Here is a 19,771-nt window from a genome sequence, read left to right as displayed (position 1 = left end):
GGGCAGTATCGGTTAGGGTGCGAATCATGCCGAGCGACGTGGTCCGAGTGATCTACCGCAAGTACGACGGCAGCGCGCACCGCGACTACCCGGCCCGCCGCCTCGCGGAGGACGACCTCGGCGTCTGGCTGGGCGTCCCGTTCGGCACCGAGTCGGTCTACCACGGCCGGCCGTCGGTGGAGAAGATCCCCTTTGTCCTGCTGGTGCCGCACCACGCCTGGTGGACGTGCATGTTCAACCCGCCGCCACGGACCAGCGAGGTCTACTGCGACATCGCCACCCCGGCCCGCTGGGAGTCCGACGACACCGTCCACCTGATCGATCTCGACCTGGACGTGGTCCGGCGGCGGGCGACCGGGCTGGTGGAACTGCTCGACGAGGACGAGTTCGCCGAGCACCGGGTCCGCTTCGGCTACCCGCAGGACGTGGTGGTCGAGGCCGAGGCGGCGGCCCAGTGGCTGTACGGCGCTCTCGGCGACGGCACCGAGCCGTTCGCCACCTCGTACCGCAAGTGGTTGGCGCTCGTGGTCTGAGCCGGCGTGGGCTCACCAGCGCGGCGGCCACCTGTCGTCGTCGCCAAGCGACGGCAGGTCGGCCAGCTTCTCGGGGTTGAGCTGGTTGAAGATGCCGGTGATCAGGCCGCCGTCGACAGCGAACGCGGTGACCAGCCGGATCGGCCGCCCGTCGCTGTGCGCCGTCTCCATGTGCAGGCCGAGGACGCCGTCGACGAGCACCGGACGGGTCCGCGTCCGTTGCGCGTACCGCCCGGTCCGGCCGAACAGGCCGAGCGTGAAGCGGCCCACCGTGTCCGCGCCGACCAACGGCCGGCGGGCCGTCGGGAAGTGCCCGCCCGAGTCGCCGATGAGGACCACGTCCGGGGCGAGCACCCGCAGCAGCGGATCCAGCTCGCCGGACTCGGTGGCGGCCACGAACGCCGCCAGCACGCGCCGCTGCTCGGCCGGGTCGGCGGTGTGGCGGGGCGCGTCCGGTGCGGTGACGGCCCGCCGGGCCCGGGAGGCGAGCTGCCGGGCGGCCACCTCGCTGGTGCCCAGGACGTCAGCCACCCGGGCGAACGGCACCGCGAACACGTCGTGCAGCACGAGCGCGAGCCGCTGCTCGGGCGCGAGCCGTTCCAGCATCACCCGCAGCGCCGTGCCGACCTGGTCGGTGCGGACCGCGCGTTCCGCGGGGTCGGGGGCGTACCCGCCGGTGGGCGGCCCGCCGTCCAGCGGGCGCACGACCGGCTCCGGGAGCCACTGCCCGGGGTACGCCTCGCGGCGGACCCGCGCCGAGCGCAGCACGTCCAGGCAGATCCGGGCGCAGGTGGTGGTCAACCACGCGGGGAGATCCCGGATCTCGGCGCGGGCGTCCGGGTCGGCGAGCGCCCCGGCGTAGCGCAGCCAGGTCTCCTGCACCGCGTCCTCGGCCTCGCTGCGGCTGCCCAGCATCCGGTGGGCCACCGCGAGCAGCCGGCCCCGCTCGGCCTCGAACTCCGTCGCCAGGTCCTGCACGACCCACCACCCTCCCCCGACCGCCACGTGCCCTGACGTACATCCTCCAACCAACCGGACGCGCCGGCGGCCCCGGACGTGACGGCGGCCCGGGCGGGCCTCGGCGGGCCGGGCGGGCCTCGGCGGGCCGGGCGGGCCTCGGCGGGCCGGGTGGGCCTTGGTGGGCCGGGGGGCCTCGGCGGGCCGGGCGGACCTTGGTGGGCCTCGGCGGGCGGATGGCCGGCGGGTGGGCGATGATCCGAGGATGAGCGAAACCCGGCAGGGGCAGAGCGAGCGGATCGTGGCGCCGGACGGCGGTTCCGTGCGGGACCTGTTGCGGGTCACCGCGCCGGTGGATCTCGCCGCGATCGATCCCCGGTCCATGCCCGGCCTGCCCGCGAAGGAGATGGGCGGCGAGCGCCGCAAGACCTGGGCCCGTACGCAGGTGGAGCTGGTCGGCGAGGAGCTGGGCCGGCAGCAGGAGATGCTCTTCGCGATGGCCAAGGCCGGCTCGGCGCAGCCGGCGCATCGGGTGCTGCTGGTGCTCCAGGCGATGGACTGCGGCGGCAAGGACGGCACGATCAAGCGGGTGGCCGGCGCGATGAACCCCCTGGGCCTGCACATCCGCTCGTTCGGTCCGCCGACCCCGCAGGAGCTGCGGCACGACTTTCTGTGGCGGATCCGCCGGGCGCTGCCGCCACCCGGGTACGTGGGCATGTTCAACCGCTCGCACTACGAGGACGTGTTGATCGCCCGGGTCGGGTCGTTGGTGCCGAAGGCGACCTGGCGAGCCCGCTACGACCAGATCAACTCCTTCGAGCGGCACCTGGTCGACGACGGGGTGACGGTGCTCAAGGTGATGTTGCACATCTCGTACGCCGAGCAGGGCGAGCGGCTGCTGGAGCGGCTCACCGACCCGCAGAAGCACTGGAAGTACAACCCCTCGGACATCGACTCCCGGTCGCACTGGGACGACTACCAGGCCGCGTACGCCGAGGCGCTGAGCCGGTGCACGACGGACGCCGCGCCGTGGTTCGTGGTGCCGGCGGACCGCAAGTGGTATCGGGACTGGGCGGTGGCCCACCTGCTGCGGGAGACGTTCGACACGCTCGATCTGGGGTATCCGCCTGCCGATTTCGACGTGGCGCGCGAGCGCGAGCGGTTGGCCGCTGGGGGAGCGGGGACGGTTGGGACGCCCGAGATGAACAGCAGGTGAACGAGCGGTGAATGTCGCCTGGCCAGGGGTGGGCCGGCGAATTCGCGGTTCTGGCGTTTCCTAGCATTCACCGAGCGGACGCCTACGGACGCCGCCACCCTTCCACCGACGCGACGAGGTCTGTGCTGTGAAGTTTTCCTTCCGCCCCACCGAGGGCGCCTTCTACGAGCTCTTCACCAGGGCCGCGCAGAACCTGGTCCGGGGCACCGCGCTGTTGAACGAGCTGGCTCTGCCCGGTGTCGATGTGCAGTCGGTCAGCGAGCGGCTGACCGAGGTCGAGCACGACAGCGACCAGATCACGCACGATCTCTACAAGAAGATCAACTCGACCTTCATCACGCCGTTCGACCGGGAGGACATCTACCGGCTCGGCTCGCTGCTGGACGACGTGATGGACCACCTGGAGGCGGTCGGCGACCTGCTGTACCTGTACGGGCTGACCGAGCTGCCGGCACTGCCCCGGGAGCTGCACGAGATGGTCAACGTGCTCGACCAGCAGGCCAAGCTGACGGCCGAGGCGATGCCCCGGCTGCAGTCGATGAAGGACCTCGAGGACTACTGGATCGAGTGCAACCGGCTGGAGAACGAGGGCGACCGGATCAACCGGCAACTGCTCGTCCGCCTCTTCTCGGGTGAGTACGACGCGTTGACCGTGCTGAAGATGAAGGAGGTCGCCGACGAGCTGGAAGCCGCCTGCGACGCCTTCGAGCACGTGGCCAACACGGTCGAGACCATCGCGGTCAAGGAGTCCTGAGCCGGTGACACCCGAACTCATCGCCGTGCTGGCGGTGATCGTCGCCGCCATGGCGTTCGACTACACGAACGGCTTCCATGACGCGGCGAACGCGATCGCCACAAGCGTCTCCACCCGGGCGTTGACACCCCGGCTCGCCCTGCTGCTGGCCGCGGTCGGCAACTTCATCGGCGCGCACTTCGGCGCCGGGGTGGCCAAGACCGTCGGTGACGGCCTGGTCACGCTCCCGACCGGCGTGAGCAGCCTCGGCGTGGTCTTCGCCGGTGTGCTGGGCGCCATCGCCTGGAACCTGATCACCTGGTACTTCGGCCTGCCGTCGTCCTCCTCGCACGCCCTCTTCGGTGGCCTCGTCGGCGCGACCCTGCTGTCCGCGGGCGGTGTGGTGCAGTGGGCCACCATCGGCGAGAAGGTCATCCTGCCGATGGTGCTCTCCCCGATCGTCGGCCTCACCCTCGGCTACCTGCTGATGCTCGCCATCCTCTGGCTGTTCCGGAAGGGGCAGCCGGGCAAGCTCAACCGGGGGTTCCGGTGGGCACAGACCCTGTCGGCGGCGGCCATGTCCGTCGGCCACGGCATGCAGGACGCGGCGAAGACCATGGGCATCATCGTGTTGGCGCTCTACACGGGTGACTTCCAGAGCGACAAGACGCACATCCCGGGCTGGGTGTTCTGGACATCCGCGACGATGCTTGCGCTCGGCACCTACTCGGGCGGCTGGCGGATCATCCGTACCCTCGGCCGCAAGATCATCGACCTCGGTCCTCCGGAGGGCTTCGCCGCCGAGACGGTGGCCAGCGCGGTGCTCTACTTCAACGCCCTGGTGTTGAAGGCGCCGATCTCCACGACCCACACGATCACCTCGGCGATCATGGGTGTCGGCGCGACCAAGCGCCTCTCCGCGGTCCGCTGGAACGTCGCCGGCAACATCGTGCTCGCCTGGATCATCACCTTCCCGGCGGCCGCGCTGATCGCCTGCGTCGCCTACCTGCTGGTCCGGCCGCTCTTCGGCTGACCCGTCCCCGCACGCAGGAAGGCCCCCGGTCCGGGGGCCTTCCTGCGGTCACTCGTACCGCACGCCGATCTGCTCGCGGACCGTGTCCAGCAGGGTCATCACCTCAAGCGTCGTGGTGTGCGGCACCAGCGGGCTCTCGGTCAGCCCGGCGGCCAGGCAGCGCTGCACCTCGATCGCCTCGTACTGGTAGCCGTTGCCGGCCTCCTCGGCGGAGATCGTCTCGGGCTCGAAGCCGTCCCGGTGCAGGGTCACCGAACCCGGCCGGAAGAACGGGTCCGGCAGGTCGATGCGGCCCGTGCTGCCGGTGATCGAGGCGGACAACTCGCTCGCCCCGACCATGCCGCAGCTCAGCGTGGCCACCGCCCCGCTGTCGTACCCGAACAGGATGCCTGTGTTCTCGTCGGTCCCCTCCGGGCCCAGGTGCGCCCAGGAGCGGACGTGCTGCGGCACGCCCAGCAGCAGGTGGGCCAGGCTGATCGGGTAGATCCCGAGGTCGAGCAGCGCGCCTCCGCCCAGCGCCGGGTTGCGCATCCGGTGCTCCGGCGGGAACGGCCCGGCAACCCCGAAGTCGGCCCGGACGGTGCGCAGCGTGCCGATCGCCCCCTGCTCGACCAGCTCGACCACCCGCCGGATGATCGGATTCAGGCGCATCCACATGGCCTCCATCAGGAAGACCCCGGCCGCGCGGGCAGTGTCGACCAGCTCGGTGCTGGTGGCCAGGTCGAGGGTGAACGGCTTCTCCAGCAGCACCCCCCTGCCGGCGGTCAGGCAGGTCATCGCCGCCTCGTGGTGCGCGGCGTGCGGCGTGGCCACGTAGATCACGTCGATCTCCGGGTCGGCGGCCAGCTCCACCCACGAGCCGTACGCGCGCTTCGCGCCGTACGTCTCGGCGAAGCGCTGCGCGCTGTCGGCGGCGCGGGAGCCGACCGCCACCAGTTCGGCGTCCGGCACCAGCCGGAGGTCTTCGGCGAAACGGCTGGCGATGTGGCCGGTGGCCAGGATGCCCCAACGAGTCATGCTCGGCACGCTAGCCGAGCCGGGTGATCCGTAGGCCCGCCGGCCCTTACCTGATCAACACGAGGTCGGCGATGTCGCGGTATACCTCCGCGTCGGATGCCCCCACATCGCCGATCTCGCGTCGATCAAGCCACGAAGAAGCGCGCCGTCTTGGGGAACTAGGCTCGCGGCATGACGATCGACAGCGAGGGCTTCGCCGCGCCGGCCGCCCTGGTCGAGCACGCCCGCCGGTTCCGGACCGAGGGCGGCACCCCGGCGACGCCGCGCGTCGCCGCCACCGTGCTGCTGCTGCGTCCGACCGGCGCCGACTTCGAGGTGTACGTCATCCGCCGCGTCGCCGCGATGACCTTCGGCGGGATGTACGCCTTCCCCGGCGGCGGGGTGGACCGCTCCGACTCGGCGGCGCACCTGGACTGGGCCGGCCCCACGCCGACCGAGTGGGCGGGGCGGCTCGGGGTGGCCCCGGACGCCGCCCAGGCGGTGGTCTGCGCCGCCGCCCGGGAGGTCTTCGAGGAGGCCGGCGTGCTGCTCGCAGGGCCGGACCCGGCGACCGTGGTGGGTGACGTGAGCGACGACGACTGGGAGGCCGCCCGGCAGGACCTGGAGGGGCGCCGGGTGGGCTTCGCGGCGCTGCTCGCCGACCGGCACCTCACGCTGCGGTCGGATCTGCTGCTGCCGTGGAGCCGCTGGGTCACCCCGGAGTTCGAACCGCGCCGCTTCGACACCTACTTCTTCGTGGCCCTGCTGCCGGCGGGGCAGCGGACCCGCGACGTCTCCGGCGAGGCCGACCACACCCTGTGGATCCGCCCGGCGGACGCGCTGGCTCGCGCCGAGGCGGGCGAGCTGACCATGCTGCCACCGACCCTGGTCACCCTGGCCCAGGTGGCGGCTGCCGGGGACCTGGCCGGCGTGGCCCGCGCGGCGGCCGAGCGGGACGCCGCCACCCCGATCACCCCGCGCCTGGACCTCCCGGCCGACGGCGAACCCCGCTTCGTGCTCGGCTGAACCGGCCGGCGGTCCGCCGTACCCCTGCGGGTACGGCGGACCAACGGCAGGTCAGTAGTGCCCGACGTATCGGTAGTTGGCGTTGAGGCTGCCCGGGGCGGCGTGCGCCGGCGCCAGCGCGTCGAACGGCGACACCGTGAGGAAGCGGACGAACTGCTCGTCCGGCTCCTCGTTCGGCGCGAAGGTGAGGACGTCGATGTCGCCAGGCGCGACGTCGCGTTCGACCCAGTCCATCAGCGGCTGGAGGAACTCCGGGATGCCGACCTCCGACGGGTGCTCGGTCGGCTCCGGCCCGAACAGGCAGTGGTAGCCGGCGGGGACCATGTACAGCCGCGTGAACGCCTCGCTGCCGCCGCGCCGCTGCACCGCCGCGTAATAGTCGACTGTGGAGAACGGCGGGACCGACGGGTCCGCCCAGCCGTGGTAGAGGATGAGCTTGCCGCCCTGGCTGCGGAACGCGGACAGGTCCGCGTCGGTGGCGTTGTAGATGGCGTCCCCGAGCACGTTCAGCCGGTCGAAGGTGGCCCGGGTGAACCGCACGTCGGTCAGCCGAAAGTCGGCAGGTGGGTTCTGCGGGTACGCGAGGTACCTCAGGTAGTTGAGGGCGATCTTCCCGGCAATGCCGTCCACGGGGGAGCCGGAGCGCACCACGAACTGGTCGATCCAGCCCAGCTCCGACCCGTACGGCATGCCCCCCGGGTAGAGGCCGTTCGGCCCTCGGTAGAACGCCACCACGGCCGCCACCTGGGCCGCCGTGAGGCAGTCCGGCCGGTCCGTGCCACGCGGACAGCGCAGCGACGACGGCTGGAAACCGCACCGCCGCGGATCCTCGATGACCGCGCCGCACTTCTCGACCACCGCCTCGTGCAGCGCCGGAATCTTCTCCGGGCCGAGGATCTGCCGGCCCGCCGCGTCCGTGTTCCGCAGCGCCACCCAGGCGTTCAGCAGCGCCATCGGCGCCAGGTTGTGCACCGGCGCGCCGGCCAGGATGCCGTCGAAGTCGGCCGGGAACCGCTGCGCCAGCATCAACCCCTGCCGCCCGCCCGTCGAGCAGCCGTCGAAGTACCGGTACGTCGGGCCGTGCCCGTAGTACGCGACCATCACGGCGTCCGCGACCCGCCGCAGCCGGTGCTCGGACAGCAGCCCGAACTCCAGTCGGGCCCGCGGATCGGCGCCCCAGGTCGCCGGCTCGCTTGTCATCGGATCGCCTGCGTGCCCGGTGTCGTCGGCGGCCAGCACCAGCCGGCCGTCCCGGGCGGCCGCGCACTGGAACCCGAAGAGCGGCAGGGTGAGGTCGGGCACCGTGCCACACAACCCGCCACAGCCCTGTTGTACGTACTGCCCCGTCCATCCGGAGACGGGGAGCTTGACGGTGAACCGAGTCTGGGGCCGGATCACCCCCTGCACCACGCAGAACTCCTGGCCCTCGTCGTTCGTGTCGCGCTCCGCCGAGGACACCGACACCTGCGGGATTCGCGCCCCGGCCAACCCCGCGCAGCGGTCGGCGGGCGGGTCGGTGGCGGCTCCGGGCGTGACGAGCAGTGGTACGGCGGCCAGCAGTGCCAGCACTGAACGGATCATGCTTCCCTCCTCTTTGGAGGGAGATTAGGCAGCTCGGCGGGTCCGCCGGATCGGTCCCGGGACGGGACTCCCGGTCATCCCCGAGGCGGAGCGGTGCCCGGCCGGACCAGGCCGCACTCGTAGGCGAGCACGGCCGCCTGCACCCGGTCGCGCAGGCCGAGCTTGAGCAGGATCGCCGACAGGTGGGTCTTCACGGTGGCCCGGCTGAGGACCAGACGCTCGGCGATCTCGTCGTTGGAGAGCGCCCGGGCGACAAGCGTGAGCACCTCGATCTCCCGGGCGCTGAGCGCGTCGAGCGTCGGCGGGGGAGTGCCGCCGGGCAGTTCGTTGGCGAACCGGTCGAGCAGCCGCCTGGTGACCGTCGGCGCGAGCAGTGCGTCACCGCGTGCCACCACCCGTACGGCAGCGGCCAGTTCGTCGGGTCGGATGTCCTTGAGCAGGAAGCCGCTGGCGCCGGCCCGCAGCGCCGCGAACACCGGCTCGTCCAGGTCGAACGTGGTCAGCATGATGATCCTCGCCGGCTGACCGGAGGCGACCAGCCGACGGGTCGCCTCGATGCCGTCCAGCCGGGGCATCCGCACGTCCATCAGGATCACGTCGGGTCGCAGGCGTCCCGCGAGCGCGACGGCCTCCAGACCGTCGCCCGCCTCGCCGACCACCTCGAGATCCGCGCGGCTCTCGATGATCATCGCGAAGCCGGCTCGGACGAGGGCCTGGTCGTCGGCGATCAACACCCGGATGGCAGTCGTCGTCATGCCGGGGTGAGCGGCAGGTCCGCCCGTACCCGAAAGCCGCCGCCCGGCACCGGCCCGGCGTCAAGCGTCCCGCCCAGCAGGCGGGCCCGTTCCTGCATACCCACGATGCCACGGTGGGCGGAACGGTCGACCCTGCCGCTCGGACGGGCCGGACCGTCGTCGCGGATCTCCAGCCGCACCGACCGGGGCGAGCATCGCACCGTCACCCGGGCCTGGGTGGCCTGGCTGTGCCGCAGCGTGTTGGTGAGCGACTCCTGCACGATCCGGTACGACGAGAGGTCCACAGCCGCCGGCAACGGCGACACGGCCGGTTCCCGGTCCAGCTCGACGGTCAGCCCGGTGGCCCGCAGCGACGCCGCGAGGGTGTCCAGTTGCGCCAGGCCGGGCTGCGGGGTTGCCGAGTCGGGTTCGGTGTCGGCGCTCATGGTCTGCAACAGCACCCGCAGTTCGGAGAGGGTGGACCGGGCCGCCAGATCGATCGAGGTGAGCGCCGCGCGGGCCAGGTCGGGCCGGCGGTCGAAGATGTCCTGGGCGGCGCCGGCCTGCACCACGATCACCGACACCGTGTGCACCAGCACGTCGTGCAGCTCGCGGGCGATCCGTTCGCGCTCCTGGGCGACGATGCGGCGCTCGGAGTCCTGCCGGCGCAGCGCCCGGGTCCGGCCCAGCTCACCGAGGGTCCAGCCGAGCGCCGGGCCGGCTATCGCGAGCAGGACGTTGCGCCAGTCGCCGTGGGCCAGCTTCCACGGCGTACCGGCGACCAGCAGGCCGAGCACCCACAGCGACCGCGACGGCGACCGCATCCGCGCGTACGCGGCCAGCACCGCGGCGACCTGGCCGAGCCAGCCGATGGCCGGAGCGAGCGACTCGATGCCGATCCCGGCGAGGATGGCCGCCGCCATCGCGCCCTCCGGGTGGCGGCGCAGCACCGCGATGGTGCTGGCCTGCACCGCCGCCAACGCGACGGCGGCGGCGTAACCGATCAGGTGGTGCGGGCCGTTCGGCGTGACCAGGATCAGTGTCGCGAGCACCACGAACAGGCCGACGGCGACCCGCAGGTCGGGCCGACATCCGCGCGGGAGTCCACCGGGCGTACGCACCCGGTGATCGTAGGCAGCGCACGGGGCGACGGTCATCCGCCGCGGGAACGACGAAGCGGTCCGTCCGGAGACGGACCGCCTGCGTCGCGGAGGACAGTGGAGGAGACCAGCGGCTCAGCCGAAGCGGCCGGTGATGTAGTCCTCGGTCTTCTTCACGCTCGGGTTGCTGAAGATCTTCTGGGTGTTGTCGTACTCGATCAGGCGGCCCGGGTCGCCGGTCTTCTCGATCGAGAAGAAGGCGGTCCGGTCCGACACCCGTGCGGCCTGCTGCATGTTGTGCGTCACGATGATGATCGTGAACTTGTCCTTGAGCTGGAACATCAGGTCCTCGATGGCCAGCGTGGAGATCGGGTCCAGGGCCGAGCACGGCTCGTCCATCAGCACGACCTGCGGCTCGACGGCGATGGTCCGGGCGATGCAGAGCCGCTGCTGCTGACCGCCGGAGAGGCCCGCGCCGGGCTTGCCGAGCCGGTCCTTCACCTCGTCCCACAGGTTCGCCGAGCGCAGCGCCTTCTCGGCCGCCTCGTCCAGGATCGACTTCTTCCGGACGCCGTTGAGCTTCAGCCCGGCCACCACGTTCTCGAAGATGCTCATGGTGGGGAACGGGTTCGGCCGCTGGAAGACCATGCCGATGGTGCGCCGGACCGCCGTGACGTCCACGTCCCGGTCGTAGATGTCCTGGTCGTCGATGGTCAGGCTGCCCTCGACACGGGCCCCCGGCAGCACCTCGTGCATCCGGTTGATCGACCGCAGGAAGGTGGACTTGCCGCAGCCGGACGGCCCGATGAGAGCGGTGACAGTCTTCGGCTCGACGGTCAGGTTGATGTTCTCGATCGCCTTGAACCCGCCGTAGTAGGCGGTGACGTTCGAGGCGGAGACGCGCTTGGCCATTGTGGTACCTCCGGGGTTCATCGGCTGAGCCTGTTGCGACGGGCCAGCAGCTTCGCCGCGATCGTCAGGATGAGCACGAGGGCGACCAGGGTGAGTGCCGCGGTCCACGCCCGTGCCGGCGCGTACTTCGACGCGTCACCGGCCTGCTGGTAGACGAAGAGGGACAGCGACGACTGGTTGTTCTCGAAGGGGTTGGTGTTGATCGCGGCGCCGCCGCCGGCGACCAGGAGCACCGGCGCGGTCTCGCCGGCCGCGCGGGCGATGGCGAGCATGACGCCTGTGACGATGCCGGGCAGCGCCGTCGGCACCACCACGCGCAGGATGGTCTTCCACTTGGGTACGCCGAGCGCGTACGCGCCCTCGCGCAGTGGCGCCGGGACGAGGCGGAGCATCTCCTCGGTGGACCGGACGATTGTGGGCAGCATGAGCACGCTCAGCGCGAGCGCGGCGGCGAAGCCGGAGAAGCTCGGTCGGCCGTCGTTGAACCACGGCGACACGACAAGCACCCAGAAGGCCAGCACGAAGAGGCCGGAGACGATCGACGGGATTCCTGTCATCACGTCCACGAAGAACCGGATCGCGAAGGCGAACTTGCCCCGCCCGTACTCGACGATGTAGATCGCGCAGAGAACGCCGAGCGGGACCGTGATCAGGGTGGCGATGCCTACCTGCTCCAGCGTGCCGACGATCGCGTGGTACGCGCCGCCGTTCGGATCCCGGGCCCCGATGTTGTTCATCGAGGTCTGGAAGAAGTTGCCGTCCAGCCGCTCGGTGCCCTTGCTCACAAGCGTCCAGACCACCGAGACGAGCGGCAGCACCGCCAGCACGAACGCGGAGTGGATCAGCGCGCTCCAGGTGCGGTTGCGAGCAGACCGGCGTCCCTCGACCACGTTGGCGGCGGCGAAGAGCCCCACCAGGTAGAGGATCGCGCCGAGGACGACGACGAGGACCGGGCCGCCGATGTCGGCGCCGTAGACGAGCGCGGCGGAGAGCGCGAGAGCCGCCACGGCGATGGCCGGAGCGGCGTACCGGGGCAGCCGCCTGGTCCGCAGCGAGGCGGGCTGGGCCGGCGGCCGGGTGCGGTGGGAGGTGACGGTTGTGGTCATGCGGCCGACTCCGTGAACTCCCGGCGGCGGTAGATGATCGCCCGCGCCGTGATGTTGACGATCAGCGTGATGGTGAACAGCACCAGGCCGGAGGCGATGAGCGCGCCCCGGCCGGTCTCGTTCGCCTCGCCGAACGCGTTGGCGATATTGGCGGCGATGGTGTTGCCGCCGTTCTGGATCAGGTTGAACGAGATGCCGAACGTGATGCCGAGGGTCAGCGCCAGGGCGATTGTCTCGCCGAGCGCCCGGCCCAGGCCGAGCATCACCGCGGCGATGATGCCGGGGCGGCCATAGGGGAGCACCGCGGTGCGGAGCATCTCCCAGCGGGTGGCGCCCAGGGCGAGGGCGGCCTCCTCGTTCGCGGTCGGCGTCTGGAGGAACACCTCGCGGGAGAGCGAGGTGATGATCGGCAGCACCATGATGGCGAGCACCAGGGCGCCCAGCATGATCGACTTACCGAACGGGCCGTCGCCGCCGAAGATCGGGAGCCAGCCGAAGTACTCGTTCAGCCAGACCGAGAAGTCCCGGACCGGGTTGCTGAAGATGTCGCGCCCCCAGAGTCCGAAGACCACGCTCGGCACGGCGGCGAGGAGGTCGACCAGGAAGCCGAGCGCGGTGCCCAGCCGGCGGGGCGCGTAGTGCGAGAGGTAGAGCGCGATGCCCAGCGCCACCGGCACCGCGATCAGCAGCGCCAGCGCCGAGCTGAGCACGGTGCCGAAGGCGAGCGTGCCGATGCCGAACTTGGGCTGTGTGTCGTTGGGGGACCAGCCCTCGTATGACCAGAAGTTCTCGGTGTTGGCGCGTAGGGCCGGCACCGCCTTGGCGATCAGGAAGATCGCGATGGCGGCGATGATGACCAGAACGGCGGTGCCGGCGGCCAGTGTGAGGCCGCGGAAGGCCCGCTCGGCGCCGAACTTCCGGCTGCGCGGCAGCGCGCTGCCGCCGCCCAGCCCGGCGCCGCCCGGGGAACGGGTGCTGACTGGTGCCTCGGCCACACGCGCCGAGGCACCGGCGGGCCACTCGTGACTCTGCGTCACGCGCGTCCCACCGGTGCCGGCGTCGGCCGAGCGGTGAGGGGTTTCACCCATCTGCTCGCTCGATTCGGTTGCGGAGGTGTGGGGTCGGGTCAGGAGAGGTTCTTGACCGCGGTCTCGACCTTGGTGCGGACCGTCTCGGGCAGCGGGGCGTAGCCCAGGTCGGTCAGCGAGTTCTGGCCCTCGGTGCTGGCGGCGTAGCCCAGCAGACCCTTGACCAGCTTGAGCTTGTCGGCGGCGAGGCCCTTGCTGCAGACGATCTCGTACGTCGCCAGGACGATCGGGTACGCCCCGGCCTCCTTGGTGTTGTAGTCGATCGACAGCTTGAGGTCGTCGCCCTGGCCCTCGATCTTGGCGCCGGCGATGGTCTTGCCAGCCGCCTCGGCGGTCAGCGCGGCGAACTCGCCGGCGCCGTTACCGATCTTGGCCATCTTCAGGCCGGCGTTCTCGGCGAACGACAACTCCATGTAGCCGATGGAGCCGTCCGCGCCCTTGACCGAGCTGGCCACGCCGTCCGAGCCCTTGGCGCCGGTGCCGCCCGGGGCCTTCCATGCCTTGGCGTTGCCAAGCGTCCAGTCCGCCTCGGAGGTCTTCGAGAGGAACTTGGTGAAGTTGTCGGTGGTGCCCGACTCGTCCGAGCGGTGGACGGTCTGGATGGTGGTCGCCGGGAGCTTGGCGTCCGGGTTGTCGGCCTTGATCGCCGCGTCGTCCCACTTGGTCACCTTGCCGGCGAAGATCTTCGCCAGGGTGGCCGGCTTGAGCTGGAGGTTGTCCACGCCGCTGACGTTGTAGGCGACGGCCACCGGGCCGATCACCATCGGCAGGTGGATGGCCTTGCCGCCGACGCACTTGGCGTCGGCCTTCGGCTGCTCCTCCGGCTTGAGCGCGGAGTCGGAGCCGGCGAAGTCGGCGGTGCCGGCGATGAACGCCTGGATGCCGGCGCCCGAGCCGGAAGCCTCGTAGTTGATCGTGGTGCCGGCGCACTTCTGCTGGTACGCCTTGATCCACTCGGCCATGGCGTTCTTCTGTGCCGACGAGCCCTGAGCGTTGACCGTGCCGGTACCGCAGTCGACCGCGGCGGCGGAGCCCGAGGCGCTGGCGCCGGAAGTGGGCTCGTTGTTGTCCGAGCCGCATGCACTGAGGCCGAGCGTCGCGGCAAGAGCGAGGCAGGCAATAGTGCCGTACCGCTGGAGCTTCACCTGAGGGGTTTCCCTTCGCGTCTGACTTGGCGCCCCGATACCGGGGCCCGAGGACCGGCACTGACCGGCTGACACGAAAGTTAGGAGGGCCAGGTAGCCGGTTCGCCGGTCGCAAGTGAACGCAGGGTGAACACGTACGGCCCCCGAGATGACCGCTTGCTGAGGGTGAGTTGTCCGTTAAGTGAACCGGGGTACACCTGTCGGAAGTATGGGTATATTTCCGGTTCGCTGTTATGCCGCCGAGGCTCGGCCGTTACCCGTCGGTGACCCGGTCCTCGCGGTGCCCGCGCGTCAGCCCAGGTGGTAGTTGATGTGCGCGGACCAGCGGGCGAAGCCCAACCGCTCGTAGAGCGCGACCGCACCGGTGTTCGAGTCGTCCACGAAGAGCATCACCCGGTCGAGACCGCGCTTGTCCCGCAGGTAGGCGAGTCCCGCGGTGGTCAGTGCCCGACCGAGCCCGCCGCCGTGCGCGGTCGGCTCCACACCGAGCACGTACACCTCGCCGATGCGGGCCGACCCGGGCCGCTCGTGCACCTTCGTCCAGTGGAAGCCGAGCAGCCGCCCGGTCGAGGTCTCCTCGGCGAGCAGGAAGCCGGCCGGGTCGAACCACGGCTCGGTGAGGCGGACCCGCAGGTCGTCCGACGTCCACCGACCCTGCTCGGGGTGCTCGGCGAAGGCCCGCGCGTTCAGGGTCAGCCAGGCCCCGTCGTCGGCCCCCGGCCGGAACGCGCGCAGCGTCACCCCGTCGGGCAGGCGCGGCTCGCCCAGCGGGGCGGCCAACGGCCTGCGGAGCTGCCAGAGCACCCGGGCCCGGGTGAACCCGAGGTCCACGGCGAGCGCCGCCGCCGACGGGTGGTCGCCGTGCGCCCACGCCCGCAGCGGTCCGGTGGCCGAGGCGAGCACGCCCCGGGCCAGCGCCCGACCGGTGCCCCGCCGCCGGTACGCCGGATGCACCACCAGCTCCACCCCGATCCCGCCCACCGGATCGGTGGTGTCCAGGTGGGCGTACCCGGTGAGGGTGCCGTCGTCGGCGCGAGCCAGCAGGTGCACCGCTGGCGCCTCCGGATCGCGCAGGCGGAGCAGGACGTGCTCGTCCAGCGGGTCCGCGCCGTCGGTGTCGCCCGCCGTTCGGGCCAGGGCCAGCACGCCGGCGATCTCCGTCGGGGCCAGTCGGTCGGTCCGGGTCACCTGGTCGCTGGTCGGCTCCGCGCTGCTCATTCCGTCACCGTAGCGGCTGCGCCTCGTACGCCCCGGAGGGTCGCCGAGTAACGGGCCGTGGGTCACGTCGGGTTGGTGGGAAGTGCCTCCAACTCGAACCGCGCGCTGAGTTCGGGCAGGATCTTGCGCAGCGCGTCGACGGTGCCCTGCCGGTCCCCACCGGCGTCGTGCATGAGGACCACCCCACCGGGTCGCGCCTGCGTGAGCACCGTCGTGGCGATCTTGCTGGCACCGGGCGCCTGCCAGTCCGACGGGTCCACCGACCAGTGCAGCGGGGTCATGCCGAGCCCCGTACACACCGACACCACGGGATGGGTCCAGGCGCCACCGGGTTGGCGGTACCAGACGATCGGCGCGTCCGGTACCGCGGCGCGGATCGCCTCGTTGGTGCGTACCAGGTCGGCGCGGATCTGGTCGGCGGAGCGGTTGCCCAGGGAGACGTCGTGGTGCCAGGAGTGGTTGCAGAGGGTGTGGCCGTCGGCCACGATCGCCTGGATCAGGTCGGGATGGTCCTGGGCGTTCTCGCCCACCACGCAGAACGTGGCCTTGACGTCGTACTCGCGCAGCGCCGCGAGGACCTGCGGGGTGTAGCGCGGGTCCGGCCCGTCGTCGAAGGTCAGCGCGACTCGGCCGCTGCCGGTGCTGGTGTGGGCGCCGAACAGTCCACCGCCGCTGGTGTCCTGCCCCGAGCCGTCCTGGCCGGCCTCGCTGGGACCGGCGCTCTGCCCCGTGGTCGGGATGCCGGTCGGAGTGCCGGCCGGGGTGTCGGCCGGGGTGTCGGTCGACGGCTTTTCGGCAGGCTGGTCGGCGTAGTGCGGCCCGTCGCCCTCGGTGGTGACACCTGTGGCGTGCTGCTGGGCCTGGTCGGGGACGAGGCTGCGGCCCAGCACGTACGCCGAGCCGAGCAGCGCGACCACCACCACCGTCACGATCCCCGCCGCCCGCGCGGTCGAGCTGACCCGCGTCACGGCTTCCACCCGGCCGGCCGGACGTGCCGGCCCCTCGCCCCCGTGCTACCTGCCCGCACAGTCGCCCCCCTTTTCCGACAAACCCGGCAGTCAGAATAGGACTGGCGAGCAGCGCAAAAGGGGCATATGGGAAATCGCCCCAGGCGGAGGGCTAGACGGGCAGCGGCGCGTGCTCCGTCTCGGGCAGGGAGCGCGACGGCGGCACGACGAACTTGTAGCCCACCTGGCGGACCGTGCCGATCATCGACTCGTACTCCGAGCCGAGCTTGGCGCGCAGACGCCGGACGTGCACGTCCACAGTCCGGGTGCCGCCGAAGTAGTCGTAGCCCCAGACCTCGCGCAGCAGTTGATCGCGGGTGAACACCCGGCCCGGGTGCTGGGCCAGGAACTTCAGCAGCTCGAACTCCTTGTAGGTGAGGTCGAGCGGACGGCCCTTCAGCTTGGCCGCGTACGTGTCGGGGTCGATGTTCAGCTCACCGGCCCGGATCGAGCCGCCGGCGCCGGCTGTCGCGTTGCTCAGGCGGCCGACCGCGAGACGCAGTCGGGCCTCGACCTCGGCGGGACCGGCCGACGCGAGGATGACGTCGTCGACGCCCCAGTCCGCGTTGAGCGCGATCAGGCCGGCCTCGGTCACCACCGCGACCAGCGGCACCCCGAGCCCGGTGGCGTGCAGCATCCGGCAGGTCGCTCGGGCCTCGCTCAGCTCCGAGCGGGCATCGACGAGCACCGCGTCGGGGCTGGGCCCGGCAACCAGGGTGCGGACGTCGCGCGGCGCGGTGCGAACCGAGTGTGGCAGCAGGTCGAGCGCCGGCAGCACAGCCGACGGCTCCCCTGCGCGCGCGGTCACCAGCAGCAGGATCTCCACGATCACCTCCGTCCCGGCGGCGCGAGGCCGCACGCGACCAGACACACTCGTGGCAGAGTGCGCTGAGAAATTGCGTGGTCCCGGCGTCGCTGACGGGCGGGTAACGCGTTGAGAGTAACCGATCGCCTCGGCCGCGCCTTCAGGTCATTTCCCGTTTGTCTAGCTTGCCCCTGATCGTGGCGCAGGTTTTAACGTTGCGGAAACCCGTGACCGCCGTGTCGGGCAGCCGATCTGGCACGATCGGGGCGTGTTCCCCTCCACCTCGCCCGACGCCGGCCGCGAATCGTGGTCCGACGGCCCCCGCCCGGGTCCGGCCGCTCCGACCCGTGGCCAGCCCCCCGCGCCTCGCACCGGACCGGCAGTCGCCGACGGCGAACGTCGTGAACGGGGTAAGCCGCGCCGGGCCCGCCGCGCAGGGGAGCCGGCCCGCAAATCCGAGGACGAGGTCGACGAGCCGGAGGAGGAGGCCGCCGTCCCGGTGGACGTGCACCGCCCGCTGGCGTTGACAATCGCCGGTTTCGCCGCGCTGCTCGGGGTGGGCCTGGTGCTCGGCGCGCAGACGTCCGGGCCCGGTCACCGCCTGCCGTTCGCCTTCATCGTCTTCGGCGTCCAACTGCTGTTCGTGCTCGCCTGGACGATGGCCATGCGCCCACCCGCGCTGCTGCTGGTCGGCGGGATCAGCGCCGTGGTCGCCGCCGCCGCCGACATCGCCGCCGTCCAGAGCGACGTCGCCGGCCTGGCGCCGCTGGGCTACCTCGCCGTCGGCGGCTTCCTGGCCGCCGTGCTCGGCCAGCTGGTCCGCCGGGTCGACCGCGTCCGGGTCACCGACTCACTCGGCGCCACACTGCTCATCGTGGTCGGGGTCGTCGCCTTCGGCACCCTGATCGTGCTCAGCCGCATCCCGGCCGGCACCCAGGCGATCACGGTCTGCCTGACCGCGAGCGGGGTGGCGCTTACCGTCGCCAGGCTCACCGACGCCGTGCTGCCGTGGCCCCGACTGGCCCCGCAGGTGCCCCGGGGCGCGGCCGGCGTCGTCGCCGGCGCGATGGTGGGCACGCTTGGCAGCGCGGTCCTCGGCAGCTATCTGGTGGCCCCCTTCACGCCGACCCGGGCCGCCGTGATCGGCCTGGTCGCGGCCGTCACCGCCGTCCTCTCCGATCTCGCCGTGGGGTACGCGGAGGCGGGCCGCCTGATGGCCGGCGAACCGCCCACCATGTGGGTCGCCCGGCACATGCAGGGTCCGCTCGGCGGGTTCGCCCTGGCCGCGCCCGCCGCGTACGCCATGTGCATGCTGTTCCTCTGAGCCCACGGTTGAGGCAGGTGTCGGTCGGGTACCTACGGGTGCGCCGCGCTGCGGCACCGGTTCGGACGTCCCGTCGCATCGCGGCGGGCGAAGACAGGAGGCGGCGTGGCCCAGGAGTATCCGGCTGGCGAAGCCCGGCCCCGACGGCGCGGCCGCAAGCTGCTCATCGGCCTGGTCGTCCTGCTCCTGGTGGTGGCGGGCCTGCTGGTGGTCGCCGACCGGGTGGCGGTCGGCGTGGCCGAGCGGCTCATCGCCGAGCGGGTCAGCCAGGAGATCAGCAAGCAGGGGGCGCAGTCGGCCAAGCCCGACGTCGAGGTCGCCGGGACGCCGTTCCTCACCCAGGTGCTGGACGGCCGGTACGAGCGGATCTCCATCACGCTGCGTGACGTGCAGGCGTCGGTCGAAGGTGACGCCGTACGGCTGCCGGTGCTTGACGTGGACGCCCGCAACGTGCGGGCCTCGCTGGACACGCTGCGGTCCGGGCAGGGCGACGTCGTCGCCGACACGGTCAACGGCACCGGCACGATCAGCTACGAGAGCCTCGCCGCGCTGCTGAACCGACCCGGGCTCACCCTCGGCGAGCAGGGCGGCAAACTCGCCGTCACCGCCCCGGTCGACATCCTCGGCCAGAAGTTCACAGTGGCCGGCACCGCCGACGTCACAGTCGCCAAGAACGGCGCCGTGGCCCTGCGCTTCAGCAACCTGGACGCCGCCGGCCTGCCGAACCTGCCGCTGGCCCGCACGATCCTGAACAAGTACGCCGAGGGCATCTCCATCGACGTGCCGCTGCCCGACCTGCCGTTCCAGCTCGCGGTCCGGGAGGTTCGGCCGTTGCCCGAGGGGCTGGCGGTCACCGCCGACGCGAAGAACGTGCCCATCAACTCTGCCGGCTAAGCGGCGCGTCAATGGTCCGGACCGCGGGACGCCGCAGCGGCCCCGCGGCCCGGACGATCCCGGATGGTGGTCGGTCCAGTGGCAGCCCGGTCACTGGCTGGTAGGCTCCGTGCTCATGGGGACCCACCTCACCAAACGGCGCGCGGTCGACCTGTGCCGCGTGGCCACCTGCCTGTGTCGCCCTGTCATCTGACGGCGGGGCTGTTTCTGGCCGCCTGACGGCGGCCACCGGCACGCAGGGTCCTCGACCCTTTGCGGTGATCCCACCGAACGCCCGGCAGCGGCGCCGTCGCACGAACCAGTGATCCCGTCCTTCCGCTGGGTCCCGCGCGCGGTGCGACAGTTCAACCCATCGATATTCGC

Annotated in this window: 20 protein-coding genes; 8 read left to right on the top strand and 12 right to left on the bottom strand. The window is 71.6% G+C overall.

Going from position 1 to position 19,771, the window contains the following annotated elements; all coding sequences use genetic code 11:
* Positions 1-26: 26 nt before the first annotated feature.
* A complete protein-coding gene (locus tag OOJ91_RS18870; protein WP_266246670.1) occupies positions 27-533 on the top strand; it encodes a DUF402 domain-containing protein in 507 nt (168 codons plus the stop codon).
* A gap of 12 nt (positions 534-545) precedes the next feature.
* On the opposite strand, the gene sigJ is transcribed toward OOJ91_RS18870, so the two are convergent.
* Positions 546-1,511: an RNA polymerase sigma factor SigJ gene (gene sigJ / locus OOJ91_RS18865; RefSeq protein WP_266246669.1), complete on the bottom strand. Its 966-nt coding sequence runs from the start codon at positions 1,509-1,511 to the stop codon at positions 546-548.
* Between the two features lie 244 nt (positions 1,512-1,755).
* Here sigJ and OOJ91_RS18860 point away from each other — a divergent pair, with 244 nt between their 5' ends.
* The 3 genes from OOJ91_RS18860 to OOJ91_RS18850 all read left to right on the top strand — a co-directional run bounded on the left by OOJ91_RS18860 (position 1,756) and on the right by OOJ91_RS18850 (position 4,472).
* A complete protein-coding gene (locus OOJ91_RS18860) occupies positions 1,756-2,706 on the top strand; it encodes a PPK2 family polyphosphate kinase (RefSeq protein ID WP_266246668.1) in 951 nt (316 codons plus the stop codon).
* Positions 2,707-2,833: 127 nt separating this feature from the next.
* Positions 2,834-3,460 (top strand): DUF47 domain-containing protein, encoded by a 627-nt coding sequence (locus OOJ91_RS18855; RefSeq protein ID WP_007465788.1) that lies wholly within the window; start codon positions 2,834-2,836, stop codon positions 3,458-3,460.
* Positions 3,461-3,464: 4 nt separating this feature from the next.
* Positions 3,465-4,472 carry an inorganic phosphate transporter gene (locus tag OOJ91_RS18850; protein ID WP_266246666.1) on the top strand — a complete coding sequence of 336 codons (1,008 nt, stop codon included), beginning with the start codon at positions 3,465-3,467 and terminating at the stop codon, positions 4,470-4,472.
* Between the two features lie 48 nt (positions 4,473-4,520).
* On the opposite strand, the gene OOJ91_RS18845 is transcribed toward OOJ91_RS18850, so the two are convergent.
* On the bottom strand, positions 4,521-5,489 hold the full coding sequence (locus OOJ91_RS18845; protein WP_266246665.1) for a Gfo/Idh/MocA family protein: 969 nt from the start codon (positions 5,487-5,489) through the stop codon (positions 4,521-4,523).
* Positions 5,490-5,660: 171 nt separating this feature from the next.
* On the opposite strand from OOJ91_RS18845, the gene OOJ91_RS18840 reads away from it, so the two are divergent.
* On the top strand, positions 5,661-6,494 hold the full coding sequence (locus tag OOJ91_RS18840; RefSeq protein ID WP_266246663.1) for an NUDIX hydrolase: 834 nt from the start codon (positions 5,661-5,663) through the stop codon (positions 6,492-6,494).
* A gap of 51 nt (positions 6,495-6,545) precedes the next feature.
* Here OOJ91_RS18840 and OOJ91_RS18835 read toward each other — a convergent pair whose 3' ends face one another.
* From OOJ91_RS18835 to OOJ91_RS18790, 10 genes are all read right to left on the bottom strand, one after another.
* The gene (locus OOJ91_RS18835) at positions 6,546-8,075 is read right to left on the bottom strand and encodes a tannase/feruloyl esterase family alpha/beta hydrolase (RefSeq protein ID WP_266246661.1); all 1,530 of its coding nucleotides are present in this window, start codon (positions 8,073-8,075) and stop codon (positions 6,546-6,548) included.
* Between the two features lie 74 nt (positions 8,076-8,149).
* Positions 8,150-8,830, bottom strand: a complete 681-nt coding sequence (locus tag OOJ91_RS18830) for a response regulator (RefSeq protein WP_266246659.1) — start codon at positions 8,828-8,830, stop codon at positions 8,150-8,152.
* Positions 8,827-9,930 carry a sensor histidine kinase gene (locus OOJ91_RS18825; RefSeq protein ID WP_266246658.1) on the bottom strand — a complete coding sequence of 368 codons (1,104 nt, stop codon included), beginning with the start codon at positions 9,928-9,930 and terminating at the stop codon, positions 8,827-8,829. Before OOJ91_RS18825 ends, OOJ91_RS18830 begins: the two co-directional genes overlap by 4 nt.
* Before the next feature lie 114 nt (positions 9,931-10,044).
* Entirely contained in the window at positions 10,045-10,821 is a 777-nt protein-coding gene (gene pstB / locus OOJ91_RS18820; RefSeq protein ID WP_266249760.1) for a phosphate ABC transporter ATP-binding protein PstB, read from the bottom strand.
* A gap of 17 nt (positions 10,822-10,838) precedes the next feature.
* Positions 10,839-11,927, bottom strand: coding sequence for a phosphate ABC transporter permease PstA (pstA, locus tag OOJ91_RS18815; protein WP_266246657.1), 1,089 nt, complete (start codon positions 11,925-11,927; stop codon positions 10,839-10,841).
* On the bottom strand, positions 11,924-13,015 hold the full coding sequence (gene pstC, locus OOJ91_RS18810; RefSeq protein ID WP_266246656.1) for a phosphate ABC transporter permease subunit PstC: 1,092 nt from the start codon (positions 13,013-13,015) through the stop codon (positions 11,924-11,926). The genes pstA and pstC overlap by 4 nt, the downstream gene beginning before the upstream one ends.
* Positions 13,016-13,053: 38 nt before the next feature.
* Entirely contained in the window at positions 13,054-14,160 is a 1,107-nt protein-coding gene (gene pstS / locus OOJ91_RS18805; protein ID WP_266246655.1) for a phosphate ABC transporter substrate-binding protein PstS, read from the bottom strand.
* A 291-nt stretch (positions 14,161-14,451) separates the two neighbouring features.
* The gene (gene mshD, locus OOJ91_RS18800; protein WP_266246654.1) at positions 14,452-15,378 is read right to left on the bottom strand and encodes a mycothiol synthase; all 927 of its coding nucleotides are present in this window, start codon (positions 15,376-15,378) and stop codon (positions 14,452-14,454) included.
* 62 nt (positions 15,379-15,440) lie between these two features.
* On the bottom strand, positions 15,441-16,355 hold the full coding sequence (locus tag OOJ91_RS18795) for a polysaccharide deacetylase family protein (RefSeq protein ID WP_439117078.1): 915 nt from the start codon (positions 16,353-16,355) through the stop codon (positions 15,441-15,443).
* 142 nt (positions 16,356-16,497) lie between these two features.
* Positions 16,498-17,217: a winged helix-turn-helix transcriptional regulator gene (locus OOJ91_RS18790; protein WP_193376656.1), complete on the bottom strand. Its 720-nt coding sequence runs from the start codon at positions 17,215-17,217 to the stop codon at positions 16,498-16,500.
* A gap of 241 nt (positions 17,218-17,458) precedes the next feature.
* Here OOJ91_RS18790 and OOJ91_RS18785 point away from each other — a divergent pair, with 241 nt between their 5' ends.
* The 3 genes from OOJ91_RS18785 to OOJ91_RS34475 all read left to right on the top strand — a co-directional run bounded on the left by OOJ91_RS18785 (position 17,459) and on the right by OOJ91_RS34475 (position 19,601).
* A complete protein-coding gene (locus tag OOJ91_RS18785; protein WP_266246652.1) occupies positions 17,459-18,514 on the top strand; it encodes a hypothetical protein in 1,056 nt (351 codons plus the stop codon).
* Positions 18,515-18,619: 105 nt separating this feature from the next.
* Positions 18,620-19,408 carry an LmeA family phospholipid-binding protein gene (locus tag OOJ91_RS18780; RefSeq protein WP_266246651.1) on the top strand — a complete coding sequence of 263 codons (789 nt, stop codon included), beginning with the start codon at positions 18,620-18,622 and terminating at the stop codon, positions 19,406-19,408.
* A 115-nt stretch (positions 19,409-19,523) separates the two neighbouring features.
* Entirely contained in the window at positions 19,524-19,601 is a 78-nt protein-coding gene (locus OOJ91_RS34475) for an Ms5788A family Cys-rich leader peptide (RefSeq protein WP_310503780.1), read from the top strand.
* Positions 19,602-19,771 lie beyond the last annotated feature (170 nt).

The organism is Micromonospora lupini (genome assembly GCF_026342015.1).
In the GTDB taxonomy this organism is placed as follows: Bacteria; Actinomycetota; Actinomycetes; order Mycobacteriales; family Micromonosporaceae; genus Micromonospora; species Micromonospora lupini_B.
This window is presented reverse-complemented; position numbering and strand designations above follow the sequence as displayed.